This window comes from Labrys sedimenti (assembly GCF_034424805.1).
Classification (GTDB): Bacteria; Pseudomonadota; Alphaproteobacteria; order Rhizobiales; family Labraceae; genus Labrys; species Labrys sedimenti.
This window is the reverse complement of the sequence record NZ_JAXOUF010000005.1, coordinates 267,571-291,570: the sequence shown is the minus strand read 5'-3', so window position 1 is coordinate 291,570 and position 24,000 is coordinate 267,571. Positions and strand designations below refer to the sequence as shown.

Sequence of the window (24,000 nt, the reverse complement as noted above, 5' to 3'; positions counted from 1 at the left end):
ATCGCACCGCCCCTCAATAAACGTCGGCCTGGTAGCGGCCGGCCTTCTTCAGCCCGTTGACGAAGCCGGCGGCTTCCTCGGTGGAGCGGGCGCCCCACTGCGCCACGATGTCGACCAAAGCGCGCTCGACGTCGCGCGCCATGCGCTTGGCATCGCCGCAGACATAGAAATGGGCGCCCTCGGCCAGCCAGCGCCAGAGATCGGCACCGACCTCGCGCATGCGGTCCTGCACGTAGAATTTGCCCTCGGCATCGCGCGACCAGGCCAGCGACAGGCGGGTGAGCAGGCCGCTCTCGCGCATGGCGGCGAATTCGTCCTCGTAGAAGAAGTCATGGTCGCGATGCTGGTGGCCGAAGAACAGCCAGTTGCGCCCGCCGGCGCCCTCTGCCTGGCGTTCCTGCAGGAAGGCGCGGAACGGGGCGACACCCGTGCCCGGCCCGACCATGATCACCGGCGTCTCGCTGTTCTCCGGCAGGCGGAAACCGTGGGCTTTCTGCACATAGACCTTGAGCGCCTCGCCTTCGGCGATGCGCTCGCCCAGGAAGGTCGAGGCGACGCCCAGCCGGTCGCGCGCGCCGATGCGGTAGCGCACCGTGTCCACGGTAAGTGAGATCCGACCCGGATTGGCCTTGTGCGAGGAGGAGATCGAGTAGAGCCGGGGCTGCAGGGGATCGAGGGCCTCGAGGAAAGCCTCGGCGCCGGGGCGGATGCCCTGGAACTTGTAGAGCACGGCGAGCACGTCGAGCGTTGCCGCATCTGCGTCCGGATCCTCGCCATTGGCCAGTGCCCGGGCCTTGCGGCGCAGATCGCCGGTGCTGAGATAGGACAGGAGCTGGAACAGGCTGTCGGGCGGCGTGCCGAGCGAGATATCCTCGATCAGCCTGTCGCGCAGGCTCTTGCCGTCGATCAGCGCTTCGGGTCGGGCCCCGAGCAAAGCGATGATCTGGTCGGCAAGGCCCGCCTGGTTCCTGGGAACAATGCCGAAACTATCGCCCGCGATATAATCGAGCCCGCTCTCGGACAGGTCGAATTCGACATGCCAGGTCGTCTTGGCGGATTTCTCGCCATTCAGCCGGCGGCGCGAGAGGAAGCGTGCGGCGACCGGGTTGTCGCGCGAGCGGCCGGGCAGGCCGGCAGCAGCCGGGGGCTGGCTGACCTCGGTCGGAGCCTCCTCGGCCTTCGCGGCAGGGCTTGCAGGAGAAGCGGTGCCGCCGTGCCCGATCTCCTGCGCCAGAGCCTTGAGCATGCGGGCGGTCTCCTTGCCGCCGGGCGCACACAGAGTGAGGCGCTCTTCCTTGCGCAGGAAGAGCGCATTGGCATAGTCGGCGCAGTTGTAGCCGCATTGGCCGCAATCCTGCTGGGCCATCGCCGCCATCAGGCGCGGGGCCAGCGGCCTGTCCTTGGCCAGGGCGAGGCGTTCGTCGAGGCCCATGCTCGGGTCGTGCCAGGGTGCCTCGTCATTGTCGGCCAAAGTGGGGCCGGCAGGCCGTTCGGGCACGGTGGCAGCGGAGGCCGGCAGGTCGGCAGCGGCCATGCCGCTCTGGGCGGCGAGGACGGCACCGAAAAAGCCGTCGAGCCAGGCTCTCTGCTCCGGGCTGAAGGGGGCGCCTTCGGGAATGAGCGAACGCTGGGGCGGGATGGCGATCATGTTCATGCGCCGGCAAGCTCCCTGTCGTCGACCAGGCCGCGCAAGGCTTCCGGCTCATGCCGGGTGGTGAAGGCCTGGAAACTCTCCGCCGGTCCTTCGCGGCGTTCGAGATAGGCGCGCAGCAGCCCCTCGACCTTGCCGGGGCAATCCTCGGCCCGGATCTCCTTCCAGAGTTCGCGGCCGATCCGGGCCTGGTCGCCATAGCCGCCGCCGACCACGATCGAATAGCCCTCGGCCTGGTCGCCTTCCTCGTTGAGGGTCACCTTGGCACCGATCAGGCCGATATCGCCGATATAGTGCTGGGCGCAGGAATGATGGCAGCCGGTGAGATGCACATTGACGGGCACGTCGAGGGCCACCCTGGCATCTGCAAGCCTGGCATCGACATGGTCGGCGATCTCCAGCGCATGTTCCTTGGTATGGGCAGCGGCGAACTTGCAGCCGGTAGCGCCGGTGCAGGCCACCAGGCCGGCGCGCAGCGACGTCGCCTTCCAGTCGAGACCGAGCGCCTCGATCGCCGCCTTGGCGTCCGCGACCTTGCCATCCGGCACGCCGGAGATCAGCAGGTTCTGCCAGACGGTGAGGCGGATGTCGCCATCGCCGAAATCGCGGGCGATAGCGGCAAGGCCGCGCATCTGGCCGGCATCCATCCGGCCGACGGGCAGGGTGACGCCGATCCAGTTCAGGCCCGGCTGGCTCTGCGGATGCACGCCGATATGGGCCAGGCGGTCGAAGGCGGGCCGGGGCTCGGCCCCGTCCTCGGACAGGCGGGTGAGCGTGCGGCCGAGCTTGGCCTCCACCGCCTCCAGATAGGTCTCGAAGCCGATGGCATCGAGGACATATTTCATGCGCGCCTTGGTGCGGTTGGTGCGGTCGCCCTTGTCGATGAACACCCGCACGATGGCATCGGCGATGGCGCAGCATTCCTCCGCCTTGCAGAATACGCCGGTCGGCCGGGCGAGGTCGCGATGGCCGGTGATGCCGCCGAGGACGAGGCGGAACCAGATCTCGCCGTCGACGCGCACGGCCTGGAAGCCGATATCGTTGGTTTCCTCCAGCGTGGCTATCAGCCCGCCGCCGTCGAAGGCGACGTTGAACTTGCGCGGCAGGCCGTAGAGCGAACGGTCGTTGAGGATGTGGTAGTGCCATTCGCGGGCCAGCGGCCGGGTGTCCACAAGTTCCTGCGGATCGATGCCGGCGGTGGCCGAGCCGGTGACGTTGCGGATGTTGTCGGCCCCGGAGCCGCGTGAGCACAGGCCGAGATCCTGGATGGCTTCCACCACGCGGGGTGCATTGTCCGGCATCACCTCGCGGATCTGCAGATTGGCCCGGGTGGTGACATGGGCATAGCCCCCGCCCATACGTTCGGCGACATCGGCCATGCCGGCGAACTGCCAATGGTTGAGGATGCCGTTGGGAATGCGCAGCCGCACCATGTAGCTCGACTGGGCAGGCGCGACATAGAACAGGCCGAAATAGCGCCAGCGGAAATTGTCCTCGGGCTTGGGAAAGGCGTTGTCCCTGGCCTGGGCCTTCAGGCGGGGATAGGCGTCGAAGGGATGTTCGGCCCGCTTCCATTTCTCCTGGTCGACAAGTTTGCCACCGCCGGCGGTCACGGCATCCTGCGCCTGAAGATGCGTAGCGTCCGGGCCCATCGGGACTGGTGACGCTGCAGCGGGCACCGACTTGGCGCCCCCAACGGCCTGCATGCCGGAGACGAAACCTTCGAGATAGCGTTTCTGGTCGGAGGTAAAGTCGCCGCCCATCATGCAGCCTCCCTCAATACCCGCGACGGGACGGTTTCGCAGAAGGCGCGGCCGAAGATCAGGCTCTCGCGGATGGTGGAGATGTCGCTGCCCCGCCGGATGAGGTCCTTGTACCAGACGGCATCCTCGGCCTCGCCGACCATGGCGGCGCCGATTAGGCGGTTGTCCTTCAGCACCAGGCGCTTGCACAGCCCGGCGCCGCGATCCTCCAGCAGGATGTCGTCATTGTTATCGCCGAGGAAGTCGCCGGCGGAGAACACCGGAATGCCGGAGACCTTGAGGTTGGTGGACAAAGCGGTGCCCTCATAGGCGGCCTTGGTGTCGCCGCCCCAGCGGCGTGCCAGCACGCGCGCCTGCTCATAGGCGGGCTCGACCAGGCCGTAGACCTGGCCGCGATGCTCGGCGCATTCGCCGATGGCGTGGATGAAAGGCACCACCGTGGCTAGGCCGTCATCCACCAGGATGCCGCGGCCGACCGGCAGGTCGGCGTCCTTGGCGAGGCTGATAGCGGGGCGCACGCCCACGGCCACGACCACCCTATCGACGGGCAGGCGGGAACCGTCGGCGAAGACGAGGGCTTCGGCCTTGTCGTCGCCCGCGACCTCCTGAGTCTGGGCATTGAGCAGGACGCGGATGCCCTTGCGCTCCACCGCCCGCTTGAGGAAGGCAGCGGTCCGCCGGTCGAGCTGGCGTTCCATCAGGCGGTCCATGACATGGACGAGGGTGACCTTGGCCCCGCCCTTGGCCAGGCCATAGGCGGCCTCGATGCCCAGTAGTCCGCCGCCGATCACGGCGATGCGCCGGTTGAGACGGGCTGCTTCCTGCAGGGCCGGCAGGTCGGCGAGGTCGCGGAAGGTGGTCACGCCCGGCAGGGTCATGCCGGGGATCGGTAGACGGATGGCCGAAGAGCCGGTTGCCAGCACGACCCGATCAAAAGGCAGGGCGGTGCCATTGGCGAGATGGGCAGTGCGGGCTGCCGGATCGAGGCCGGCGACGGTTTGCCCGGTGAGCAGACGGATGCCCTGGGCGCCATACCAGGCTTCGTCCCGCAGATTGATGCCGTCCCGGCCGATATCGCCGGCAAGCAGCGCCGAGAGCAGCACGCGGTTGTAGCCCGGCCGTGGCTCGGCGCCGACGACGGTGGTTTCGAACCGGCCGGGCGCGTGGGTGGCAAGTTCCTCGCACAGCCTGACGCTGGCCATGCCATTGCCGATGATGAGGAGCTTTTCCGTCATGTCTCGATCCTCTGATCCAACCGTTTCAGATTCTGGCAGTGGCGGTGCCGTCCTCGATGGTCCAGGTCGTGCGCCAGCGGCGCTTGACGCGGGTGAGCGCAGCCAGGGCCAGCACCGCCAGCACGGCGAAGATCAGGAAGCCGGCCTGGTAGGTACCGGTGAACTGCTTGGAGAGGCCCAGGCTCGAGGCGAGGTAGAAGCCGCCGACGCCGCCCGTCATGCCGACCAGCCCGGTCATCACGCCCATCTCGGCGCGGAAGCGCTGCGGCACGAGCTGGAACACCGCGCCGTTGCCCATGCCCAGAGCGAGCATGGCGATGACGAGGATACCGAGGCCGAGCCAGAGCTGGGCGAAGCCGAAGCTCACCAGGATCAAGGCGACGGCGGCGACGGCATAGAGCACGCTGAGAACGCGGATCCCGCCGAAGCGATCGGCGACCGCGCCGCCGATGGGACGGAACAGCGAGCCGGCGAACACGCAGGCCGCCGTGCAATAGCCCGCCGTGACGGCATCCAGCCCGTATTGGGTGTTGAAATAGAAGCCGAGCGAGGAGGCGAGGCCCGAGAAGCCGCCGAAGGTGACGGCGTAGTAGAACATGAACCACCAGGCGTCGGGCTGGCGCAGGATCCTGGCATATTCGCCGAAGGACTTGGCCGGCGGCTGGTTCGGGCTGTCCTTGGCGCAGGCGAGGTAGACGATGAGAGCCACCACCAATGGAATGGCGGCAAGGCCGATGACGTTGGTCCAGCCCACCATGGTGGCGAGCAGCGGCGCGAACAAGGCGGCGAACACCGTGCCGGAATTGCCGGCGCCCGCGATGCCCAGGGCGATGCCCTGATAGTGCGGCGGATACCAGCGCGAGGCGAGGGGTAGCGCTACCGCAAAGGATGCGCCGGCCATGCCCAGGATGAGGCCGAGAAACAGCAGCTGGCTGTAGGAGCCGATGCCCACGGCCCAGAACCCGACGAGCCCGGCGATCACCACGAGCTGTGCCAGGATGCCGGTGAGCTTGGGCCGGAGATAGTCGACCAGGAAGCCGTTGACCACGCGCAGGAAGGCGCCGGCGAGCACGGGCAGTGCCACCATCAGGCCCTTCTGGGCGGCATCGAGGTGAAGGTCGCCGGCGATCTGCACGGCGAGGGGCCCGAGGATCACCCAGACCATGAAGCTCATGTCGAAGTAGAAGAAGGCGGCGAAGAGGGTGGGCCAGTGTCCGGCCTTGAGAAAGTCCCGCGTCTGCATCGTCGTGTTCCGCGTGCTGAATGCGCCAAAACAAAAAGCCGCCGAACGATTCCTGCCGATGAAAGGCAGCAGGAATCGTTCGGCGGCGTTGCCGTTTCGCGTCCATCAATGGACGCCGGGCTTTTCGGCCCAGAATCTTCAAGGAAAGCCGCTTATCGGGCCGTCATTGACCCTGCTGCGGAAAGAGACCTCTGTCTCTTATTGTGTGCAGTTTAGAAGCAGGCTGCTTTTTTAGGCAAGATCAAATATTGTGCGCCGCAGCATGGATTTGCCGATATTTTCAGCGCAGCGCAGGAAATGTCGGAGTGTCAGCCTCCGGCTGACATCCTGGAAACGAAACGTTTGGCGACGACAACGATGTCAGCCGGAGGCTGACACTCCAAAGGAGCGCAGATAGGCTTCGATGTCGTCGGGATCGAACAGCCTCCCGTCGAAGAAGCCGTCCGGACCGAGCACCATGGTGCCATGGCGCGAGGCGACCGGCGTTGCCTGCCGCAAAGCGCCCTCGACCTTGGCGCTTGCCCGGGGCAGGTCGACGCCGGTGCCGGCAAGGGCGGCGCGATAGAGATCCGGGCGATAGACCTGGCCGACCCGCCGGACGAGGGCGGCGCTGTAGTCCACCTGGCCCCAGCGCACCATCTGCGAATAGAACCAGAGGGCGTGGCTCGCCCAGGGGAAGTTGGCGGCATGGTCGTGGAAGACCAGAAAATCGGGGATCTCGGCGGCCGCCTCGTGTTGGCGGCGCACCAGTGTGCCGCTCAGCGCCCGGCCGATGATCTCGGGCGGCCTGTCGAGATAGACAGGCTCGGCGAGGATATAAGCGAGCTCTTCGCGATTGCCGGCATCTTCAGCCCAGCGGGCCGCGGCATGCAGGGCACGCAGCAAAGCGGCGAGCCGGTCCGGGGCGCGCTCGGCGAAATCGGCCCGGAAGCCGAGCACCTTCTCGGGGCCCTGGCGCCAGAGGGTGGATTTGGTCACGGCGATCACGCCGACCCCGGCCTCGACCGCGAGCGAATTCCAGGGTTCGCCCACGCAGAAACCGTCGATCTGGCCTTCGCTGATGGCGTCGACCATGAAGGGCGGCGGCAGGACCACCAGCCTGATATCCCTGTCGGGATCGATGCCGGCAGCGGCCAGCCAATAGCGCAATTCGTAGTTATGCCCCGAAAAGGGATGCACGACGGCGAAGGTGAGGGGAGGCTGCGCCGCCGCCTGCCTGTTGGCGACGACCTTGGCCAGGGCGGCACCGATGGCAGCCGGGCCGGCGGCAAGATCCGCGCCCTCTTGCTCCATCCGGGCGAAGAGCGGCGGCGCGAGCGTGATGGCGTTGCCGCCGAGGCCCAGCGAGAAAGGGGCGATCATCGGCACTTCGACATGCCCGAGGCCGAGCGTGGAGGCGATCGGCATCGGCCCGAGCATATGGGCGGCATCGAAATGACCGAGCATGACGCGATCGCGGATATTGGCCCAGGAGGTCTCGCGCATCAGCCTGAGTTCGAGGCCCTCGGCGGCGGCGAAGCCCTTTTCCCTGGCGACGACCAGCGGGGCGGCGTCGACGAGCGGGATGAAGCCGAGCGTCAGATCGGCGGTGCTGTCCCTGTCCTTGCTGCTCATCGCCCGTACTCCCGGAATTCTGCACCGTCCGCGTCGTGACCGCTCATATCAGGCCTATTTGTCCAGCAGCTTGGCAGCGGTGACGAGGCTGCGCGCCACCTCGGCCACACGCCGGCTTTCGTTCATCGCCGTCTTGCGCAGCAGGGCATAGGCCTCCTCCTCGCTGATGCCCCGTCTCTTCATCAGAATGCCCTTCGCCTTGTCGATGGTCTTGCGATCCTCCAGCGCCTGGCGCGTGCGGTCGAGTTCCTCGCGCAGGCGATGGAAGGCGTTGAAGCGGCTGATGGCCATGTCGAGGATCGGCCGGACGCGTTCCTTGCGCAGGCCATCCACCACATAGGCCGAGACGCCGGCATCGATGGCCGCCTCGGTCGCAGCCTTGTCGGACTGATCGACGAACATCACCACCGGGCGGTGCACGCTGCGGGAGACCTGGAACATCTGCTCCAGGACGTCGCGATTGGGGTTCTCCAGATCGATGAAGATGACGTCGGGATCGGCCTCGACGACCTGCCGCAGCAGATGGCGCATCTGGGTAATGATGGTGACGCGCTGGTGCCCCGCCTCGCGCAGGCCCTCCTCGATGACGGAAGCCCTCATGGCATTGTCGTCGATCAGCAGGACATGCAGGGGCGCGTCGCTCATTCCGGCAATTTCGGGCGTGCGCGCCAGCGAAGCAAGGCGCGATATTAGGCAGCATGCTGCAAAGGCAAGCGTAGAGGGGATTGCGTTCATGCATGAAGCTGCGTAAAAGCGCATAATCATGCAATTAGACGCATAAACAGGTGAAGGGAGACAGCTGTGGCAGACCCGATCAAGGCGGTGGTGTTCGATCTCGGTGGCGTGCTGATCGACTGGAATCCCCTCTATCTCTATCGCCAGCTCCTGCCGGACGAGGAGAGCGCTCGCCGCTTCCTCGCCGAGGTCTGTACGCCGGCCTGGAACGGCCAGTTCGATGCCGGCAAGCCGTTCGCCGAAGGGGTAGCCGAGCTTTCCGCGGAATTTCCTCATCATGGCGGGCTGATTTCCGCCTTTCACGCGCGCTGGGCCGAGATGTTGGGCGGGGCCATCGAGGGGACGGTCGCCATCCTGGAGGAACTGCGCCGGGAAGAAGTGGCCCTGCATGCGATCTCGAACTGGTCATCCGAAACCTTTCCGATCGCGGTTGAGCGCTATGCTTTCCTCTCCCATTTCGAGGTGCTGATCGTCTCGGGCGAAAGAAAGCTGGCCAAGCCGGATCCGGCGATCTTTGAACTGTTCCTGCAGGAAACCGGCCTGTCGGCCCAGGATTGTGTCTTCATCGACGACAATGCCGAGAATATCGCCACCGCCTCGCGCCTCGGCTTCCAGGCGATCCGCTTCCGCGATCCCGAAACCCTGCGCCGGGACCTGCGGGCTTTGGGCCTGCTAGGTACGCAACCTGCCATGTGACGGGTCTTGTCAAATCTCGGGATGGAAATCGCCGCCTCGCTCGCCCCTGTCGCCAGGGTCGCGTAGCCCCTCAAAATCAACGAAGGCACATTTAGCCAATTTCTCCGGACAATGTTCCAAGCGCTCCTAGAGCAAAGCGCGTTTAGACGGAAACGCGTCTTTGCTCTAGCTCTTTGGTTATAGACGCGTCTTTGCGACTCTTGGCGATTCCGCCAAATCGCAAAACGCTCTAGCGCCAGCCCGACGTGCGCCCGACGGCGGCGCGGAAGCGTTCACGCCAGCGCTCGCGGGGGGCCTCGCCGGGCTCGTAGAGCTTCCGGTTCGAAGCCGAGACGGGCGGTATCTCCACACCGATGCCAAGGGCTGCGAGTTGGGCCGTGCCCAGGGCGGTGGTCTCGTCGAAATCGGACAAGGCGACGGCCTTGCCGGCGCTGTCGGCCAGGAACTGGCAGAAATAGGGGCTGCGCGACAGGCCGCCGTCGATGGCGATCACATCGCCCGTCTGCACTTCGGCCTCCATCGCCGCCAGGATGTCGCAGGTGAGCAGCGCAATGCCCTCGAGCAGGGCCTGGCGCAGATCCGCGAAATCGGAGGCCGGTGTCAGGCCGATGATGACGGGGGCGGCGGTGCGGTCCCAATGGGGGCAGGCGAGGCCCGAAAAGGCCGGCACGAAGACGAGCCCGCGTTCGATCGCCGGCGGTCGCCGGAACTGGTGGAAATCGTCGACGCCGCTGGCGATCCCGGTCTTGATCGCCCATTCGATGCTCGAACCGACGTCATAGACGCCGCCATCGAGGGCATAGGTCGGGCGATCGCCGATATGCCAGGCTACGGTCGGCAAGAGCCCGCCGGTCAGCGATGGTGCCTTGGGGATCGTCGAGGTGACGGCCAGGCAGAAGGCGCCGGTGCCGAAGGTGATCTTGAGGTCGCCGGCGCGGCGGCAGCGATGGCCGTAGAGGGCGGCCTGCTGGTCGACCAGCGAAGCCGTGATCGGCCCGGTTTGCGTCTTGCCGAACGCTGCCACGGTCTGCCGGATCGGCGGCAGGCTGTCGAGGGGCACGCCGAACAGGGCGCAGAGTTCCTCGTCCCAGGCTCCCGTCGCCAGATTCATCAGCGAGGTGCGGGACGCCGTAGTCGCATCCGTGGCGAACTCGCCCGTCAGGCGTTGCAGGAAGAAGGCATCGGTGGTGCCCAGGCGCAGCCGTCCCGCAGCGCGAGCCTTGGCAACCTCGGGAAGGTTGTCGAGCATCCAGCGGAATTTGGTGGCGGAAAAATAGGGATCGAGCGGCAGGCCCGCCCGTTCCAGCACGGTCGCGGCCTTGCCGTCCGCCCGCAACCCTTCGACTATGTCCGCCGTGCGGCCGTCCTGCCAGACGATCACGGGGGAGAGAGGCTTGCCGGTGACGGCATCCCAGGCCAGGCAGCTTTCACCCTGGTTCGACAGGCCGATCGCCGCCGCCGGACCTGCGGCTTCCAGGCAGATCCGGATATTGGCCAGCAATTCTTCCGGATCGTGCTCGACCCAGCCCGGATTGGGATGATGCTGGCCGTGCCGGATGGCCTTGACGATGGCGATGGCGCCGTCCTCGTCCACCACGAGGGAACGGGTGGAGGTGGTGCCCTGATCGATTGCAACGATGTTTGCCATCGAGAACTGCTCCTATGGCGCTTAGCTTTGGACCACCTGCAGCGTCAGCTCGACCGCTGCAGGCGGAATGGCGAGACGTGCGGTGGGAATCAGGATTCGTCGTTCCGGCCCGGATGCGATCGTCCGCGACCACAGTGCGGAATCGCCGGCCGAAAGCGTCAGGGTTCCTCTCAACCGTTCGGAGAGGCGCAGTTGGAGTTCCGGCAAGGCGCGGGGCAGATCCGCATGGCCGATTTCCCCCGAGTCGATTTCCTGGGGTACGACCAGCTTGATGCCCGCACCGGTGCGGATCGGAATGGTGGCACGGCGCGGGGGCAACCCGCCTTCGAGGTCGCGGGCGATGCTGCCGGCGATGCGCCGTGCCTCGGCCCAGCACCAGCCAGCGGTTTCCACCGGCCGGAGCAGATTGCCGGCGGCGAAGATCGCACCGTCCCGGGTACGGCCAAAGCCATCGACGACCGGGCCGCCGCTGCCCTGGTCGATCGCCAGGCCGCCGAGGCGGGCCAGGGCCGATTCCGGCGTGAAGGCACCGGTGAACAGCACGCCGTCGCAATCGATACCGAGCTCTCCTGCTTGCGAGCGCGTGACCACCTGCTGTACCCGACCCTTGCCATTGATGGCGCCGATTTCGCTGCGGTAGTGTACGGGAATGCCGAGCAGGCGCGGCAGCAGCCAGAAGGGAAAGCGGGCCGTGGGGTCGGCGTTCGCCTCGATCACCGCAGCCGGGCGGATGCCGCCCGACAGGCAGGTGAGGATGGCCGACATCGCCACCAGTTCGGTGCCGACGATCACGGGGCGGCGGAAAGGCGCGAGCTTTTCCAGATGCACATAGGCCTGCAGCGCCGCCGTGTTGAGAATGCCGAGCGGGCGTTCGCCCGACACCAGCCGCGCGGCACGCGAGGCCTCGCGCGTGCCGGTGGCCAGCAGGATGCGCCGCGGCCGGTAGTCGACGAGGCCATCGGGTGACACAGCCTTGACCAGCCCGTCTTGCACCGAGAGCACCGAGTGGCGGGTGAGGATCTCGACCCCCCGGTCCCTCGCTCGGGCCTCCAGCCGCGCCGCATAGCGCGTGCCCGAGAGGATGCGGCGGAATTCGCGCATGCCGAAGGGCGAGTGGCCGCAATGGCGCGGAATGCCGCCCACGATTGTGTCGCGCTCAAGCAGCACCACCCTGTGGACCCCGAGTTCCCGGAGCGTGGTCGCCGCCGACAGGCCGGCGGGGCCGCCACCAACCACGAGGACATCCGGAGCCATCGTCTCGGCCGCACTCATCGCGCCGCTCCGCTGTCGAGGGGTACGGCAAAACGGCCCTTAGTCAGGCTCGCGAGCCTGGCGCTGCAGTTGAAGCCCTGGCAGCGCCCCATGGCGCAACGCGTGCGTCGCTTCAGGCCGCCAAAATCACCGGCGGCCAGCGGGCGGGACAGGGCGGCCTCGATCTCGCGCCTCGTCACCAATTCGCAGTGGCAGATGATTTCCTCATAACCCGGCCGGTCATAATCGCGCGGCAGATGCTCGGCGAGATTGGGCATCGGGGAGGCGGGGCCGGCTGCGACTGGCGCGATGCTGCCGCCTGCCTCCTGGTAGAGGCGCAGCACATGGCGGGCAATGCCGAGCGAGGCGGACAGGCCGGTCGAGCGGATGCCGCCGACGCTGATCCAGTTGCGCTCGGCATAGGCATCGATGCGATAGTCCTTCTTTTCCGTGGCCGGCCGCAGGCCGGCATAGCAGGCGGTCACGGGCATGCCGGCCAGGGCCGGCAGGATCTCGACACCCCTGCGGATCAGGGCTTCGAGGGCGTCGTGGTCGACGTCGGCCCGGTCGCGGTCCTGCTGTTCCTCGGCGGTGGGGCCGACGAGCAGGTTGCCGAACACGGTACGCGTGACCACCACACCCTTGGTGCGTTCATTGGGCACCGGCAGGATGATGGCCGAAGCCAGCCTGTAGGCCGCCTTGTCGAACACCACGAACTGGCCCTTGCGTGGACGGATCTCGAAGGCGCAATGGCCGAGAAGAGCCTTGTCGATCTCGTCGCCATGGTTGCCGGCGCAATTGATCACGCTGCGAGCCTCGACAGGCCCGGCCGTGGTTTCCAGGCGCCATACCAGGCCGTCGAACTGGCCGCCGATGACGCGAGTGCCGCGCAGGACGGTCGCGCCATGGGCCATGGCCTGCTCTACATAGGCGAGGAAGGGGCTCCAGGGGTCGATCAGCGCCTCGTCCGGCACGAAGAGGGCGGCGCGCGCCGATTCGGACAGGCCCGGTTCCCTGGCGCGCAGCTCCGCCCGGCCGATCACAGCCACATTGTCGATACCGTTCTCCAACGCCTTGGCGCGGATGCCTTCGAGGCCGGCTTCCTCGCTTTCGTCCCAGGCGACGACGAGGGCGCCACTGCGCAGGAACGGCAGTCCGAGCGCCTGGTGGATCTCGAGATACTCGGCATAGCCGTCGCGGATGCAGGCGTGTTCCAGACTGCCGGGCGGGGCGTCGAAACCCGTATGCAATATGGCGCTGTTGGCCTTGCTGGCGCCGGAGAGGATATCACCGCCGGCTTCGATCAGGGTGACGGCGAGCCCTTCCAGCGCAAAGCGTCGGGCGATCGCGCAACCCACGACCCCTGCGCCGATGATGGCGACATCGCTGACCATTGTGCCGTCTTCCCCGCAGGCCGCCGGGCGCGAGCCTGTCGTGCCATCTGAGCAAATTCGCGGCTGCTTCGCTACTGGCTGGAGGTACTATCACCCCTCATGAAGATTGACACCTATTTGATGTGGCGGGCTGCGGCACGACCGAGGTTCGCCAGGTCTATGCCGAAGCCATGGCGGCATCCATCTGCCGGACCTGCCGGAGTGTGCCTGCCCAGCGGTGAAGCTGCCCGACCAGCACGTCCATCGCCTGGCTGGCCTCGGGGCCGGGCATGAGGCGGCCCTCGGCGTCGATCGCCCGCCAGGCATTGGCGAGGCTCACGCTGTCGCGCAGGGCGATCGCATGCAACTCGGCGAAGACCAGCCTCAATTGCTCGATGGCCCGCAACCCGCCCGAAATGCCGCCATAGGAGACGAAGGCGATCGGCTTTTCCGCCCATTCGCGGCCGGCCGCATCGATGATCAGCTTGGCGGCGGCCGTATAGCCGTGATTGTATTCCGGCGTCACCAGGACGAAGCAGTCGGCGTCGGCCAGCCGGCGGCGCAGTGCCTGCCTCGCCGGGCAATCTTCCTGATGCAGCAGTGCCGCAAGATCGATCTGCTGGGGATCGACGATATCGATGTCGAACTGCCGGGTGTGGGCAATCCGCGAATGGGCCCATTGGCCGATGGTGTCGCAGAAGCGGCCGCGGCGGCTGCTGCCATAGATCAGGCCCAGGCGGAGCGGCTGCCTGCTCATGCCGGCCTCCCATGGTCTCTCGGCTCAAGGCGCCGAAGGCAGGAACGCTCCTTGATTTCGAATCGTTTGGCGTGTCGGTCGATTGCTCGAATCGTCATCGAACCCAGTCTCCATGCAAGGCAGGAGTCTCTCTAAAAGTTCAAGTTAACTTGAGATCAAGCAATAAATGTGCTTTCATTTCGAGATGGATCCCACCCTCACCATCAATCAGATTTCGCGCCGATCGGGCGTGGCGGCGTCAGCCCTGCGTTATTACGAGGAGCGCGGCCTGATCCGGGCCGAACGTGCCGGTTCGGGGCATCGGCGCTTTGCGCGTTCGACGCTCAGGCGCATCGCCTTCATCGTCTTCGCCCAGCGCCTGGGCATGACCTTGGAGGAGATCGGGCAGGAACTCGCCCGGTTGCCCAGCGATCACGTGCCGGGTGGCGAGGATTGGGCGCAATTGTCCCACCCCTGGACCGAGCGGATCGATGCCAGGATCGCCGAGCTTCAGCGGCTGAAGAACGGCCTCACGCGCTGCATCAGCTGCGGATGCCTGTCGCTGGAATTCTGCCAGCTCGCCAATCCGGACGACCGCGCCGGCCGTCTCGGTCCCGGGCCCCGTTATTGGGTGACGACGCGCAACAATTGAGGCTGCAGGCCAGCGGGGATCGAGCGGCCCGTCTTCGCTGCATGGAAAGGAGCTGCATTGCCGGGGCAAGCCCGGCAATGACAAAGGTCGAGCCAACTCGATCCGCTTATGGACGGACGAAGCCTTACTCCATGCCGAGGGCCTGGAGATATAGCTCCAGGATGGCATCTTCCTCGGCGCGTTCGGCGGCCGGCTTTTTGCGCAGGGACACGATCTTGCGCAGGATGGTGACATCGAAGCCGTTGGCCTTGGCCTCGCCATAGACTTCCTTGATGTCGTCGGCGATCGCCTTCTTGTCCTCTTCGAGGCGCTCGATGCGCTCGATGATCGACTTGAGCTGGTCTGCGGCGACCGAGGTTGCGTCCGTCATTGCTTACTCCTGAGACAAATTTGGGGGCGGATGTGGCTGATAAAGCCGAGTCGGGTCAAGTCCCAGAGCGTTCTGCGATTTGGCGGAACCGCCGAGAATCGCAAAGGCGCCTCGAAAACCGCCTTGAAGGTTTCCGATAAAGGTTAGGGATTTCCTCACCTGCCTCGCGGAAGCCCGCGACAGGGATCGCCGGGTACCTCTTACCACAGCCACCGTCATCGATCCGAGGGCTGGAGCTGAGGCCCGGTGCGCGATCCCCAATGTTCGATGCGCCGGATGGCGGGATCGATGATCAGGGGCGACAGGGCGTGTGCGATGCGGTCTGCCCAGTCCTCCGCGCCCTCCTGGGTGCCGATGAGATCCTGGCGCAATTCGATCAGGGCGTGGGGCAGGCCGCGCAACGTGGCGTGCTGATGGAGCGTGTCGCCTTCCAGGGCACCGTCATAGGGCTCGTTGTCGCCCACCACCAGGGCAGGGTCGCGCTTGAAGGCCTCGATCAACGGCCTGGCGATGCGCGGATCCTTGTCCCAGAGCAGGGTGACGTGCCAGGGGCGCGGCACCCCGCGCCAGACCGGCGTGAAGGAATGCACCGAAAACAGCACCGGCACGATGCCGCGGGCGAGCTTCTCGTTCACCAGCTCTCCGATCGCCCGATGATAGGGACGGTGAAAACGTTCGATCCGCCTGCCGATCTCGGCATGGTCGGTCCGGGCATTGCCGGGCACTAGGGCGCCGTCTGACAGGCGCATCACCAAAGTGGGGTCGTCGGCGCCGCGATTGGGGTCGATCAGCAGGCGCGAGAAGCGGGTGAGCAAGGCAGGAGCCCGCAGCCGTGCCGACAAAGCGTGCGTGACCGCCCGTGCCCCGATGTCATAGCCGATATGGCGTTCGAGCTGCGCCGGCGGCAGGCCGAGCGTGCCATAGTCGGCGGGCAGGGCGTTGGAGGCGTGGTCGCAGAGCAGGATGAGACCTGAGTCGGGCTGGCCATCCAGCCTTTCGATAGGCGAAAAATCGGACTGCAAGGGAGATACTGACCAAAGGCACGGATATTGTGGGATCGGATGAGGCAGCATAAAGACGAGCCTGAGCCGGCGCCACCGCCAATGCATCTTCCCCATCCGCGAATTCGAGCGGATGCGGATACGCTGGTTCGCATGCGTGACCTGCCAGGAACCACTCCCTATGAGCTCTGCAGTCCAATCAGCGGCCCCGGTGCGAAACGCCTTCTGGCCTGCTTTCGCCGCACTGATCGTCGGAGCCGTGGCGATGGGCATTTCGCCGATCTTTGTGCGGCTGACGGATGTCGGGCCCTTCGCCAGCGCCTTCTACCGCGTGCTGCTGGCCCTGCCGGTGCTCTATGCCTGGATGCGGATCGAGGAAAGCAAGGCCGATGCGCCGGACACCGGCCCGGCCTTCTCCCTGCCGGTGCTGGTCACCGGCGTGTTCTTCGCTGCCGACCTCTTCTTCTGGCATCTCGCCATCACCAATACCACGGTGGCCAACGCCACTTTCTTTGCCACCATGGCGCCCTTGTGGGTGGTGATCCTGGGGTGGCTGGTCTATCGGCGCAAGGCGAGCCGCGCCGCCCTGATCGGCCTCGGCCTGTGTCTGCTGGGCGGGCTGGCCCTCGTCGTCCAGTCTCTCGGTTTTGCCCCGGGCCACCTCATTGGCGACGGCTATGCCGGGGTGACGGGAATTTTCTTCGGCGCCTATTTCCTGGCGGTGGAGAAAGCAAGGCTGCGCCACCGCGCGGCGCGGCTCACTTTCTATATGTCGGTGGTGGCGGTGGTGATTCTGGCCGTGGCGGCGCTATGGGCGACGCAGAGCCTGGGCCAGCGCTTCCTGCCGGCTGCGGCGACGGGCTGGCTCGTCCTGATTGCTCTCGCCTGGGTCAGCCACGCCGGCGGACAGGGGCTGCTGTCGGTCGCGCTCGGCTCGCTGCCGGTGGTGTTTTCCTCGCTCGTGATCTTCCTGGAGGCGGTGGCGGCGGCAGCGCTCGGCTGGCTGATCCTCGACGAACCGGTCTCCCTGCTGCAGGCGCTCGGCGGGCTGATCATCATCGCCGGCATCTGGGTGTCGCGCCCACGCCCGGCCTGAGAATGACGCAGAGGCCGAAATCAGTGGTGGCAACCGTGGTTTACGCCTTCTTGCCGCCTTTCTTGCGTCCGAACGAAACGATATCAAGAGGGTCCACAACAGCCTCCAGGTCGAATCGCTCCGGATGATCTCTTCCTCTCTCCGCCTCCCGCTCGCTGCAGCCGTGATCTGTCTGGCGCCGTTGCTCGCCGCCAGTCCGGCCATGGCCGATTTCCGCCTGTGCAACAATACGTCGAGCCGGGTGGGCGTCGCCGTCGGCTATCGCGACAAGCAGGGCTGGCTCACCGAGGGGTGGTGGAACGTCGCGGCGCGCAGCTGCGAGTCCATCCTGAAGGGCCCGCTGGCGGCGCGGTTCTACTATGTCTATGCGGTCGATTACGACCAGGGCGGGGAATGGAGCGGCAACGCCTTCATGTGCTCGCGCGACAAGGAATTCACCATTCGCGGTTTCGAGAACTGCCTGGCGCGCGGCTATAACCGCACCGGCTTTTTCGAGATCGATACCAGCGAACAGAAGGCCTGGACGGTCCAGCTTTCCGAGCAGGCCCAGAACGGGGGGAAGCCCAAGTCGAATGCTCCGGCCGACACGCCTCCCGCGCAAGGGCCTTCGGCTCCGGCTCCGGCTGCACCGGCACCGGCTGCCCCACCGGCCTCCGGTGCGGCGCCCGCTCCGGCCAATCCGCCGGCCGTGACAACGCCGCCGGTGGTCTCGCCCGCCGCGCCGTCGCCGATGACGCCGCAGGACGCGCCGGCTCCCGCCCCGCCGGCGCAACCCGCCGGGGAAGGCGCACAGCCGTCGAACCCGCCAAACCCCAGTGCGCCCGCCCCCGACAAGCCGCCTCAGGACGCGGCTGCGCCACAGCCCGGTGCCGATGGAGCTCCCCCGGCGGAAGGGACGCCTGCCACCCCCGCGCCCCCTCTGCCGCCTGAGCGACCACCTTCGGCACCCTAGAGCAAAGCCCGTTCACGCCTGAACGCGCTTTGCTCCAGCTCTTTGGTTCGACGCGTCTTTGCGGTTCGAGGTGATTCCGCTCTATCGCCAAACGCTCTGGGCGAATTAGCGGGCCAGCGTGGCATTTATGTCACTTAACTGGCGTGAAAATCGGACTAGAGTGCCATCTCATCCTTGCGGATGCGCTGTGTCAGCGCCACGAGATCCGCGCAAAAAACCAAGATAAGAAAGAAACAGTCGTATGCGACGCCAGCGAAAAGTAAAAATTCTCGCCACCTTGGGTCCTGCCTCGTCGTCGCGGGAGATGATCGCCCATTTGTTTCGCGCCGGTGCAGACCTGTTCCGCATCAATATGAGCCACACCTCGCATGACCGCATGCGCGAAATGGTTGGCCTGATCCGTGACGTCGAGAAGGAATGCGGCCGACCGATCGGTATCCTGCTCGACCTCCAGGGCCCCAAGCTGCGGATCGGCGAATTCGTCGGTGGCGCTGTGCAACTGGCCAATGGGACCAGCTTTACGCTCGATTCGGACCCGACGCCCGGCGACGCCAGCCGGGTCTACCTGCCTCATCCGGAAATCCTGTCGGCCCTGCGGCCCGGTCATACCCTGCTGCTCGACGACGGCAAGGTACGGTTGAAGACCACCGAGGCGACCGGCGACCGCGCCGTCACCGAGGTGATCGTCGGCGGCAAGATGTCGAACCGCAAGGGCGTTTCGCTGCCCGATACCGAGATCGCCGTCTCGGCGATGACGCCGAAGGACCATGCCGATCTGGAGGCCGGGCTCGGCGCCGGCGTCGACATCGTCGCCCTCTCCTTCGTGCAGCGTCCCGAGGACATTCTGGAAGCGCGCGAGATCATCCAGGGCCGTGCCCTGGTGATGTCGAAGATTGAAAAGCCCCAGGCGATCCTGCGTCTCGACGAGATCTTCGAGACGTCCGATGCCCTGATGGTGGCGCGCGGCGACCTCGGTGTCGAGCTGCCGCTCGAAAAGGTGCCCGGCTTGCAAAAGCGCATCGTGCGCGGCGCGCGCAAGCTCGGCAAGCCGGTCGTGGTGGCGACCCAGATGCTGGAATCGATGATCACCTCGCCCGTGCCGACGCGCGCCGAAGTGTCGGACGTGGCCACGGCCGTTTATGAGGGCGCCGATGCCGTGATGCTCTCGGCCGAGAGCGCTGCCGGCGAATTCCCGCGCGAAGCGGTCGCGACCATGAACCGCATCGCCGAGGAGGTGGAGCGCGACGTCCTGCACCGTACCATCATCAACGCCCAGCGCAGCGAACCCGAGCAGACCGGTGCCGACGCCATTGCAGCGGCCGCGCGCACCATCTCCGAAACGCTCGACCTCGCCGCCCTGATCGCCTGGACGGCCTCAGGCTCGACGGGCATCCGCATTGCCCGCGAACGCGCCGAGAAGCCCCTGCTGGCGCTGACGCCCAATGTCGGCACGGCGCGCCGGCTCGCTCTGGTCTGGGGCGTGCATGCCGTGCTGACCGACGATGCCCGCGACATCAACGACATGGTCGATCGTGCCTGCCGCCATGCCTCGCAGGACGGTTTCGCGCAGAGCGGCCAACGCGTGCTGATCATGGCCGGCATTCCCTTCGGCACGCCGGGCGCCACCAACATGGTGCGCATCGCCGTGATCGGCGCCGATGGTGGCGAAGGGGCCTGACTGCTCTGTCACGACGGGTTTGCTAAGAAATTAGCCGGCAATACTATTGCCGGCTAATATTTTGAGTCCATGGACCCTAAATGTGGGAACTCGGGCTGGATCCCATAGTGGCCGGTGGTGGTTCGGCTGGCTCGACCCCAGGCGTGGCGGCACTTTCGTGGGGGCACAACTCCGGGGCTGTTATAAAGAGCCGGCGAACTATTGTGCCGCCTGTCGCATCGAATCCTGTTCATCGGCGGCCTGGGCGACACGACCGATCTCCTCAAGCACCACCTGCTTGGCCGTGTGGTGGATCTGATGACCGCCACCGGGAACCAGGACCAGGCGTGACCCTTGCACCTGCCGGTGCAGCGCCTCGGCATGGATGCTGGTCGACACCACGTGATCGGCCGGATCGGCAACGATGGCCGTGGGGACCGCGATCTCGTGATAGCGGGGAGATTGGGCCGTCAGGCAGGCTTTGAGGGCAGCGACATCCTGCCCGTTCCAGCGGAACTCGTTCGGTCGCAGCACCAGCGCGGCGCTGGCCTTGCGGACATAATCGGCCGGAGCCTCGCCTGGCCTGAAGGAGTCGTCGACCGACTTCTTCAGGCCCCAGCTGCCGGCAGGGGTCATCACGGTGTGCACGAAAAGCCGCCCCAGAACCGGCAGGGCGGCGAGACGGTAATACCAGTTGATGCCGCCCGGCCAGGGATGGGTCGCCCCGGCCAGCACCACCAGGCCGGCGACCCGATCCTTGTGTTCGACGGCCAGCAGCGTGGCGAGCGAGCCGGCCAGGGAATGGCCGACGACGATGAAGCGGTCGACGCCATGCGCATCCAGGGCCGCCATCACCAGCTTGGCCTGGGCCGCGGTGGCGGCATCGCCGCTCCCGTTCGGCCGGTCGCTCCAGCCATGCCCCGGCCGGTCCACTGCAATCACGCGACGCTGGCGCGCCAGATCTTCGCCGATGCCATAGACGATGTCGCGGGCATTGGAGGTCGCGCCATGCAGGAGCAGCACCGGCAGCTTCTCGCTGCCATGGCCGGCACCGAGATCGATCAGGTGCAACCGTCCACCGGGGACGGGCGCGAACGCGCCTTCGGGCGGGTTTTCTGCGGCGATGCGGGCGGCGATGACGGCGGTGGCCTGGATGGCTCCGAGCACATGGGCAAGGAGAAGAATGCCGATGAAGAGCAGAAAGAGGGTCAATCGCGGCCTTTCGGCATAGGGAAGCGAGAAGGAACTATGCTTCTAGCCGTTTTGCAACCAGCTCGAAAGTCCCTCCGGACGGAGGCAAAGCCGGGCTGGCAATGCCTCAGCCTCATCCAAGGCACGGCTCCGGGGATCAGATATCGCGCCCTTCGACCTCGGGCTTGAGCTCGTCCATCATCTTGCGGGCGCCGGCAATGTGAGGATTGATCGCCAGGGCATGTTTGAGCGCTTCATAGGCGTTCTTCTTGTCGCCCAGGTCGACCAGCATCATGGCCAGGCCGTTCCAGGCGCCATATTCGCGCGGATTGCGCCGCAGTGTCTCGGCGACGTCGGCGATCGAGCGCATATAGTCCTTTTTCAGGTAATAGGCGGTGGCGCGCTTGTTCCAGGCCTCGGCGTAATCGGGCCTGAGATGGATGACGGCATTCAGGATCTTGATGGCCTTGTCGGTGTTCGAGGCCTTGATCGCCGTCAGCGCCCGATCCATCAGGAGGTCGGTGGTGTCGCTGCCCGAGCGCAGCTCCAGGCGCTCGATGGCGAGCGCGATATTGTCCGCTTCCTTTTCCGACTCGGCCTTGGCAAGGCGCTCATAGAGCCGGTCGAGCGCAGGATCGCCGGCCGGCAGGGTTTCGGCCAGGGCGATGGCAGGGGCGGCAAGCATGCCGATCAGGGCCAGAATCGCGATCCTCATGCCTGGATACTGGCGCGAGATTGTGGCGGATTCAAAGACAAAAACCCGGCCGCAGCGATGCGGCCGGGTTCAAACGCGGCAGACCCGATAATTCGGCGCAAAATCAGCCCTGGCGGGCCTTGTAGCGCTTCTGGGTCTTGTTGATGATGTAAACGCGGCCCTTGCGGCGGACCAGCTGATTGTCGCGATGGCGCGTGCGCAGCGACTTGAGCGAATTGCGGATCTTCATGGTACTCGTGCCTCAGGTTGGAGCACGCGAGAAGACGCAAGAGCTCCCAAATTCGAAAGATGCGGGGTTCTAGCGACGAGGGCGCTGGATGTCAACACGGTCGGCGCTGCCATTGTCGTGGCGGAGCGGCAGAACTGCGTGCCGGGCCTATGCCATCGCGGCTCTATTGTCTATGACTGGCCGCGACGAGGAGATCCGCATGGCCGACTACAAGCTCTACGCCTTTGGTGAATCAGGCAATTGCTACAAGGTGGCGCTGATGCTGGCCCTGACCGGCACGCCGTGGCAGCGCCTGCCGGTCGATTTCTTCAATGGCGAGACCCGCACCGACGATTTCCGCGCTGTCAACGAGATGGGTGAAGCGCCGGTGCTGCTGCATGACGGCAAGGTGCTGAGCCAGTCGGGCGTGATTCTCGATTACCTCGCCGAGCAAACCGGCCGCTTCGGCGCCGACGATGCCGACGAACGGCGCGAGATCCTGCGCTGGATGCTGTTCGACAACCACAAATTCACCAGCTACTACGCCACCCTGCGCTTTCTCGTCGGGCTGCAGAAGAGTGGCGAGAGCCCGGTGACCGAGTTCCTGCGCGGGCGGGCCAAGAGCGCCTTTGCCATCGTCGACAAGCATCTGGCGGGCCGGGATTTCCTGGTCGGCAACAGACTGACCATCGCAGACCTGTCCCTGGCCGGCTATGTCTTCTTCGAGGAAGAGACGGGGCTGCCGCTCCAGGCTTATCCCAATATCCTGGCTTGGCGCGCCCGCATCGCGGCCATGCCGGGCTGGAAGCCGCCCTATGAGATGGTGCCGCATGCCCCGCCGGCCCGGGCCTGATCGAAGATGCCGGTCCTTGTCATTGCCGGGCTTGACCCGACAATCCAGGCCCAAGCAACGAAACCGGGTCGAGCCAGGGCAAGACAAAGGCCGGTGTCTCTTTCATCATTAGTCAGATAGTTAAGGCCGCCGAGCGCCCAAATAGAAACCGACGATACGGGACATTTCCTTGCACGCACCCGCCCCGACTTCCCTGCTCGATCGCTACCTTGCCCTCGTCGTCGCCGGCGGACTTGAACGCGACGCGGCCCAGGAGGCAGTCCTCGCCCGCCTGCAGACCGTCCTGGATGGATTGGGTGAGATGTCGGCGACAGGCAAGCCCGGTGCCTTAGGCTGGCTGTTCGGGCGCGCCAAGCCCAAGCCGGCGCCGAAAGGCCTCTATATCTGGGGCGAGGTCGGGCGCGGCAAGACCATGCTGATGGACCTGTTCCATGAAGCGGTTCCGGCCGGCATCAGCCATCGCCGCGTGCATTTCAACGCGTTCATGAACGACGTGCATGAGCGCATCTTCCATTACCGCACCGAGATCCGCGCCGGGCGGGTCAAGGGCGACGATCCGATCGGCCCGGTGGCCGAGGTGCTGGCCAGGGAAGCCAGGCTCCTGTGCTTCGACGAATTCTCCGTCACCGACATCGCCGACGCCATGATCCTCGGCCGCCTGTTCACGCAGTTGTTCGCACATGGGGTGGTGGTGGTCGCCACCTCCAACGTGGTGCCAGACCGGCTCTACGAGGATGGCCTGAACCGGGCCTTGTTCCTGCCCTTCATCGCCCTGCTGCAGCAGCATATGGAGGTGGTGAAGCTGGAGGCGCGCACCGATTATCGCCTCGAGAAGCTTTCCGGCGGGGAGACCTATCTCGTCGGCAGCGGGCCACAGGTCCGCGCCGGGATGGATGCGGCCTTCGAGCGCCTTACGGGCAGGAAAGAGGGCCTGCCGCTGGCGCTGACCGTCAAGGGCCGTGCTCTGAAAGTGCCGCAAGCCGCCATGGGCGTTGCCCGTTTTTCCTTCGCCGAACTCTGCGGCCAACCCCTGGGCTCGGCCGACTATCTCGCCCTCGCCGAGCATTTTCACACCCTGCTGATCGACGACATCCCGGTGCTCAAGCAGGAGCAGCGCAACGAGGCCAAGCGTTTCATCCTGGTCATCGATTGCCTCTATGATCGCGGCGCCAAGCTGGTCGCCTCCGCGGCGGCGGAGCCAACCGGAATCTATCCCTATCAGGAAGGGCGCGAGGGCTTCGAAATCCAGCGCACCATTTCGCGCCTGATCGAGATGCGTTCGGAGGCCTATCTCGCCCAGCCCCACCGGGCGCCGTTGAAGACTTCGCTGGTGGACGGCTGAACCGGCGGGGGACGGAAC

General features: G+C 66.0%; 21 protein-coding genes and 1 pseudogene. 7 read left to right on the top strand and 15 right to left on the bottom strand.

What is annotated here, in order from left to right; genetic code table 11:
- Positions 1–13: 13 nt before the first annotated feature.
- The 6 genes from U1R88_RS18365 to U1R88_RS18340 form a co-directional block, all read right to left on the bottom strand.
- Complete coding sequence (locus tag U1R88_RS18365; RefSeq protein WP_322432544.1) at positions 14–1,654, bottom strand: sulfite reductase subunit alpha; 1,641 nt, start codon at positions 1,652–1,654, stop codon at positions 14–16.
- The gene (locus tag U1R88_RS18360; RefSeq protein ID WP_322432605.1) at positions 1,651–3,414 is read right to left on the bottom strand and encodes a NirA family protein; all 1,764 of its coding nucleotides are present in this window, start codon (positions 3,412–3,414) and stop codon (positions 1,651–1,653) included. Before U1R88_RS18360 ends, U1R88_RS18365 begins: the two co-directional genes overlap by 4 nt.
- Complete coding sequence (locus tag U1R88_RS18355; RefSeq protein ID WP_322432543.1) at positions 3,414–4,649, bottom strand: NAD(P)/FAD-dependent oxidoreductase; 1,236 nt, start codon at positions 4,647–4,649, stop codon at positions 3,414–3,416. Before U1R88_RS18355 ends, U1R88_RS18360 begins: the two co-directional genes overlap by 1 nt.
- 25 nt (positions 4,650–4,674) lie before the next feature.
- Positions 4,675–5,892, bottom strand: a complete 1,218-nt coding sequence (locus U1R88_RS18350) for a nitrate/nitrite transporter (protein WP_322432542.1) — start codon at positions 5,890–5,892, stop codon at positions 4,675–4,677.
- A 360-nt stretch (positions 5,893–6,252) separates the two neighbouring features.
- Positions 6,253–7,506: a CmpA/NrtA family ABC transporter substrate-binding protein gene (locus tag U1R88_RS18345; protein WP_322432541.1), complete on the bottom strand. Its 1,254-nt coding sequence runs from the start codon at positions 7,504–7,506 to the stop codon at positions 6,253–6,255.
- 54 nt (positions 7,507–7,560) lie between these two features.
- Entirely contained in the window at positions 7,561–8,151 is a 591-nt protein-coding gene (locus tag U1R88_RS18340; RefSeq protein ID WP_322432540.1) for an ANTAR domain-containing response regulator, read from the bottom strand.
- 156 nt (positions 8,152–8,307) lie between these two features.
- On the opposite strand from U1R88_RS18340, the gene U1R88_RS18335 reads away from it, so the two are divergent.
- A complete protein-coding gene (locus tag U1R88_RS18335) occupies positions 8,308–8,937 on the top strand; it encodes an HAD family hydrolase (RefSeq protein ID WP_322432539.1) in 630 nt (209 codons plus the stop codon).
- A gap of 229 nt (positions 8,938–9,166) precedes the next feature.
- On the opposite strand, the gene U1R88_RS18330 is transcribed toward U1R88_RS18335, so the two are convergent.
- The 4 genes from U1R88_RS18330 to U1R88_RS18315 form a co-directional block, all read right to left on the bottom strand.
- Positions 9,167–10,585, bottom strand: a complete 1,419-nt coding sequence (locus U1R88_RS18330) for an FGGY family carbohydrate kinase (protein WP_322432538.1) — start codon at positions 10,583–10,585, stop codon at positions 9,167–9,169.
- Between the two features lie 21 nt (positions 10,586–10,606).
- Positions 10,607–11,857, bottom strand: coding sequence for an NAD(P)/FAD-dependent oxidoreductase (locus tag U1R88_RS18325; RefSeq protein WP_322432537.1), 1,251 nt, complete (start codon positions 11,855–11,857; stop codon positions 10,607–10,609).
- Positions 11,854–13,230 (bottom strand): NAD(P)/FAD-dependent oxidoreductase, encoded by a 1,377-nt coding sequence (locus tag U1R88_RS18320; RefSeq protein ID WP_322432536.1) that lies wholly within the window; start codon positions 13,228–13,230, stop codon positions 11,854–11,856. The genes U1R88_RS18325 and U1R88_RS18320 overlap by 4 nt, the downstream gene beginning before the upstream one ends.
- 157 nt (positions 13,231–13,387) lie before the next feature.
- On the bottom strand, positions 13,388–13,966 hold the full coding sequence (locus U1R88_RS18315; RefSeq protein WP_322432535.1) for an NADPH-dependent FMN reductase: 579 nt from the start codon (positions 13,964–13,966) through the stop codon (positions 13,388–13,390).
- Positions 13,967–14,132: 166 nt separating this feature from the next.
- Between U1R88_RS18315 and soxR the strand changes: the two genes are divergently transcribed.
- Positions 14,133–14,597, top strand: coding sequence for a redox-sensitive transcriptional activator SoxR (gene soxR, locus U1R88_RS18310; RefSeq protein ID WP_322432534.1), 465 nt, complete (start codon positions 14,133–14,135; stop codon positions 14,595–14,597).
- Between the two features lie 124 nt (positions 14,598–14,721).
- On the opposite strand, the gene U1R88_RS18305 is transcribed toward soxR, so the two are convergent.
- Together U1R88_RS18305 and U1R88_RS18300 are read right to left on the bottom strand one after the other, a co-directional pair.
- Positions 14,722–14,967, bottom strand: a complete 246-nt coding sequence (locus U1R88_RS18305; protein ID WP_068283279.1) for a DUF2312 domain-containing protein — start codon at positions 14,965–14,967, stop codon at positions 14,722–14,724.
- Between the two features lie 215 nt (positions 14,968–15,182).
- Positions 15,183–15,989 (bottom strand): N-formylglutamate amidohydrolase, encoded by an 807-nt coding sequence (locus U1R88_RS18300; protein WP_322432533.1) that lies wholly within the window; start codon positions 15,987–15,989, stop codon positions 15,183–15,185.
- Between the two features lie 160 nt (positions 15,990–16,149).
- Here U1R88_RS18300 and U1R88_RS18295 point away from each other — a divergent pair, with 160 nt between their 5' ends.
- The 3 genes and pseudogenes from U1R88_RS18295 (at position 16,150) to pyk (ending at position 19,694) form a co-directional block, all read left to right on the top strand.
- Complete coding sequence (locus U1R88_RS18295) at positions 16,150–17,064, top strand: DMT family transporter (protein WP_322432532.1); 915 nt, start codon at positions 16,150–16,152, stop codon at positions 17,062–17,064.
- Positions 17,065–17,188: 124 nt separating this feature from the next.
- Positions 17,189–17,764, top strand: a pseudogene (locus U1R88_RS18290) (DUF1036 domain-containing protein); the annotation flags it as partial.
- 493 nt (positions 17,765–18,257) lie between these two features.
- Positions 18,258–19,694, top strand: a complete 1,437-nt coding sequence (pyk, locus tag U1R88_RS18285; protein ID WP_068283267.1) for a pyruvate kinase — start codon at positions 18,258–18,260, stop codon at positions 19,692–19,694.
- A 198-nt stretch (positions 19,695–19,892) separates the two neighbouring features.
- On the opposite strand, the gene U1R88_RS18280 is transcribed toward pyk, so the two are convergent.
- The 3 genes from U1R88_RS18280 to ykgO all read right to left on the bottom strand — a co-directional run bounded on the left by U1R88_RS18280 (position 19,893) and on the right by ykgO (position 21,808).
- The gene (locus U1R88_RS18280) at positions 19,893–20,885 is read right to left on the bottom strand and encodes an alpha/beta fold hydrolase (RefSeq protein WP_322432531.1); all 993 of its coding nucleotides are present in this window, start codon (positions 20,883–20,885) and stop codon (positions 19,893–19,895) included.
- A gap of 136 nt (positions 20,886–21,021) precedes the next feature.
- On the bottom strand, positions 21,022–21,579 hold the full coding sequence (locus U1R88_RS18275) for a tetratricopeptide repeat protein (RefSeq protein ID WP_322432530.1): 558 nt from the start codon (positions 21,577–21,579) through the stop codon (positions 21,022–21,024).
- Positions 21,580–21,682: 103 nt separating this feature from the next.
- Complete coding sequence (gene ykgO, locus U1R88_RS18270) at positions 21,683–21,808, bottom strand: type B 50S ribosomal protein L36 (RefSeq protein WP_068283257.1); 126 nt, start codon at positions 21,806–21,808, stop codon at positions 21,683–21,685.
- Between the two features lie 199 nt (positions 21,809–22,007).
- Here ykgO and U1R88_RS18265 point away from each other — a divergent pair, with 199 nt between their 5' ends.
- Positions 22,008–22,640, top strand: coding sequence for a glutathione S-transferase family protein (locus U1R88_RS18265; RefSeq protein ID WP_322432529.1), 633 nt, complete (start codon positions 22,008–22,010; stop codon positions 22,638–22,640).
- Positions 22,641–22,803: 163 nt separating this feature from the next.
- Positions 22,804–23,982 (top strand): cell division protein ZapE, encoded by a 1,179-nt coding sequence (zapE, locus tag U1R88_RS18260; protein WP_322432604.1) that lies wholly within the window; start codon positions 22,804–22,806, stop codon positions 23,980–23,982.
- The last annotated feature ends 18 nt before the right edge of the window (positions 23,983–24,000 follow it).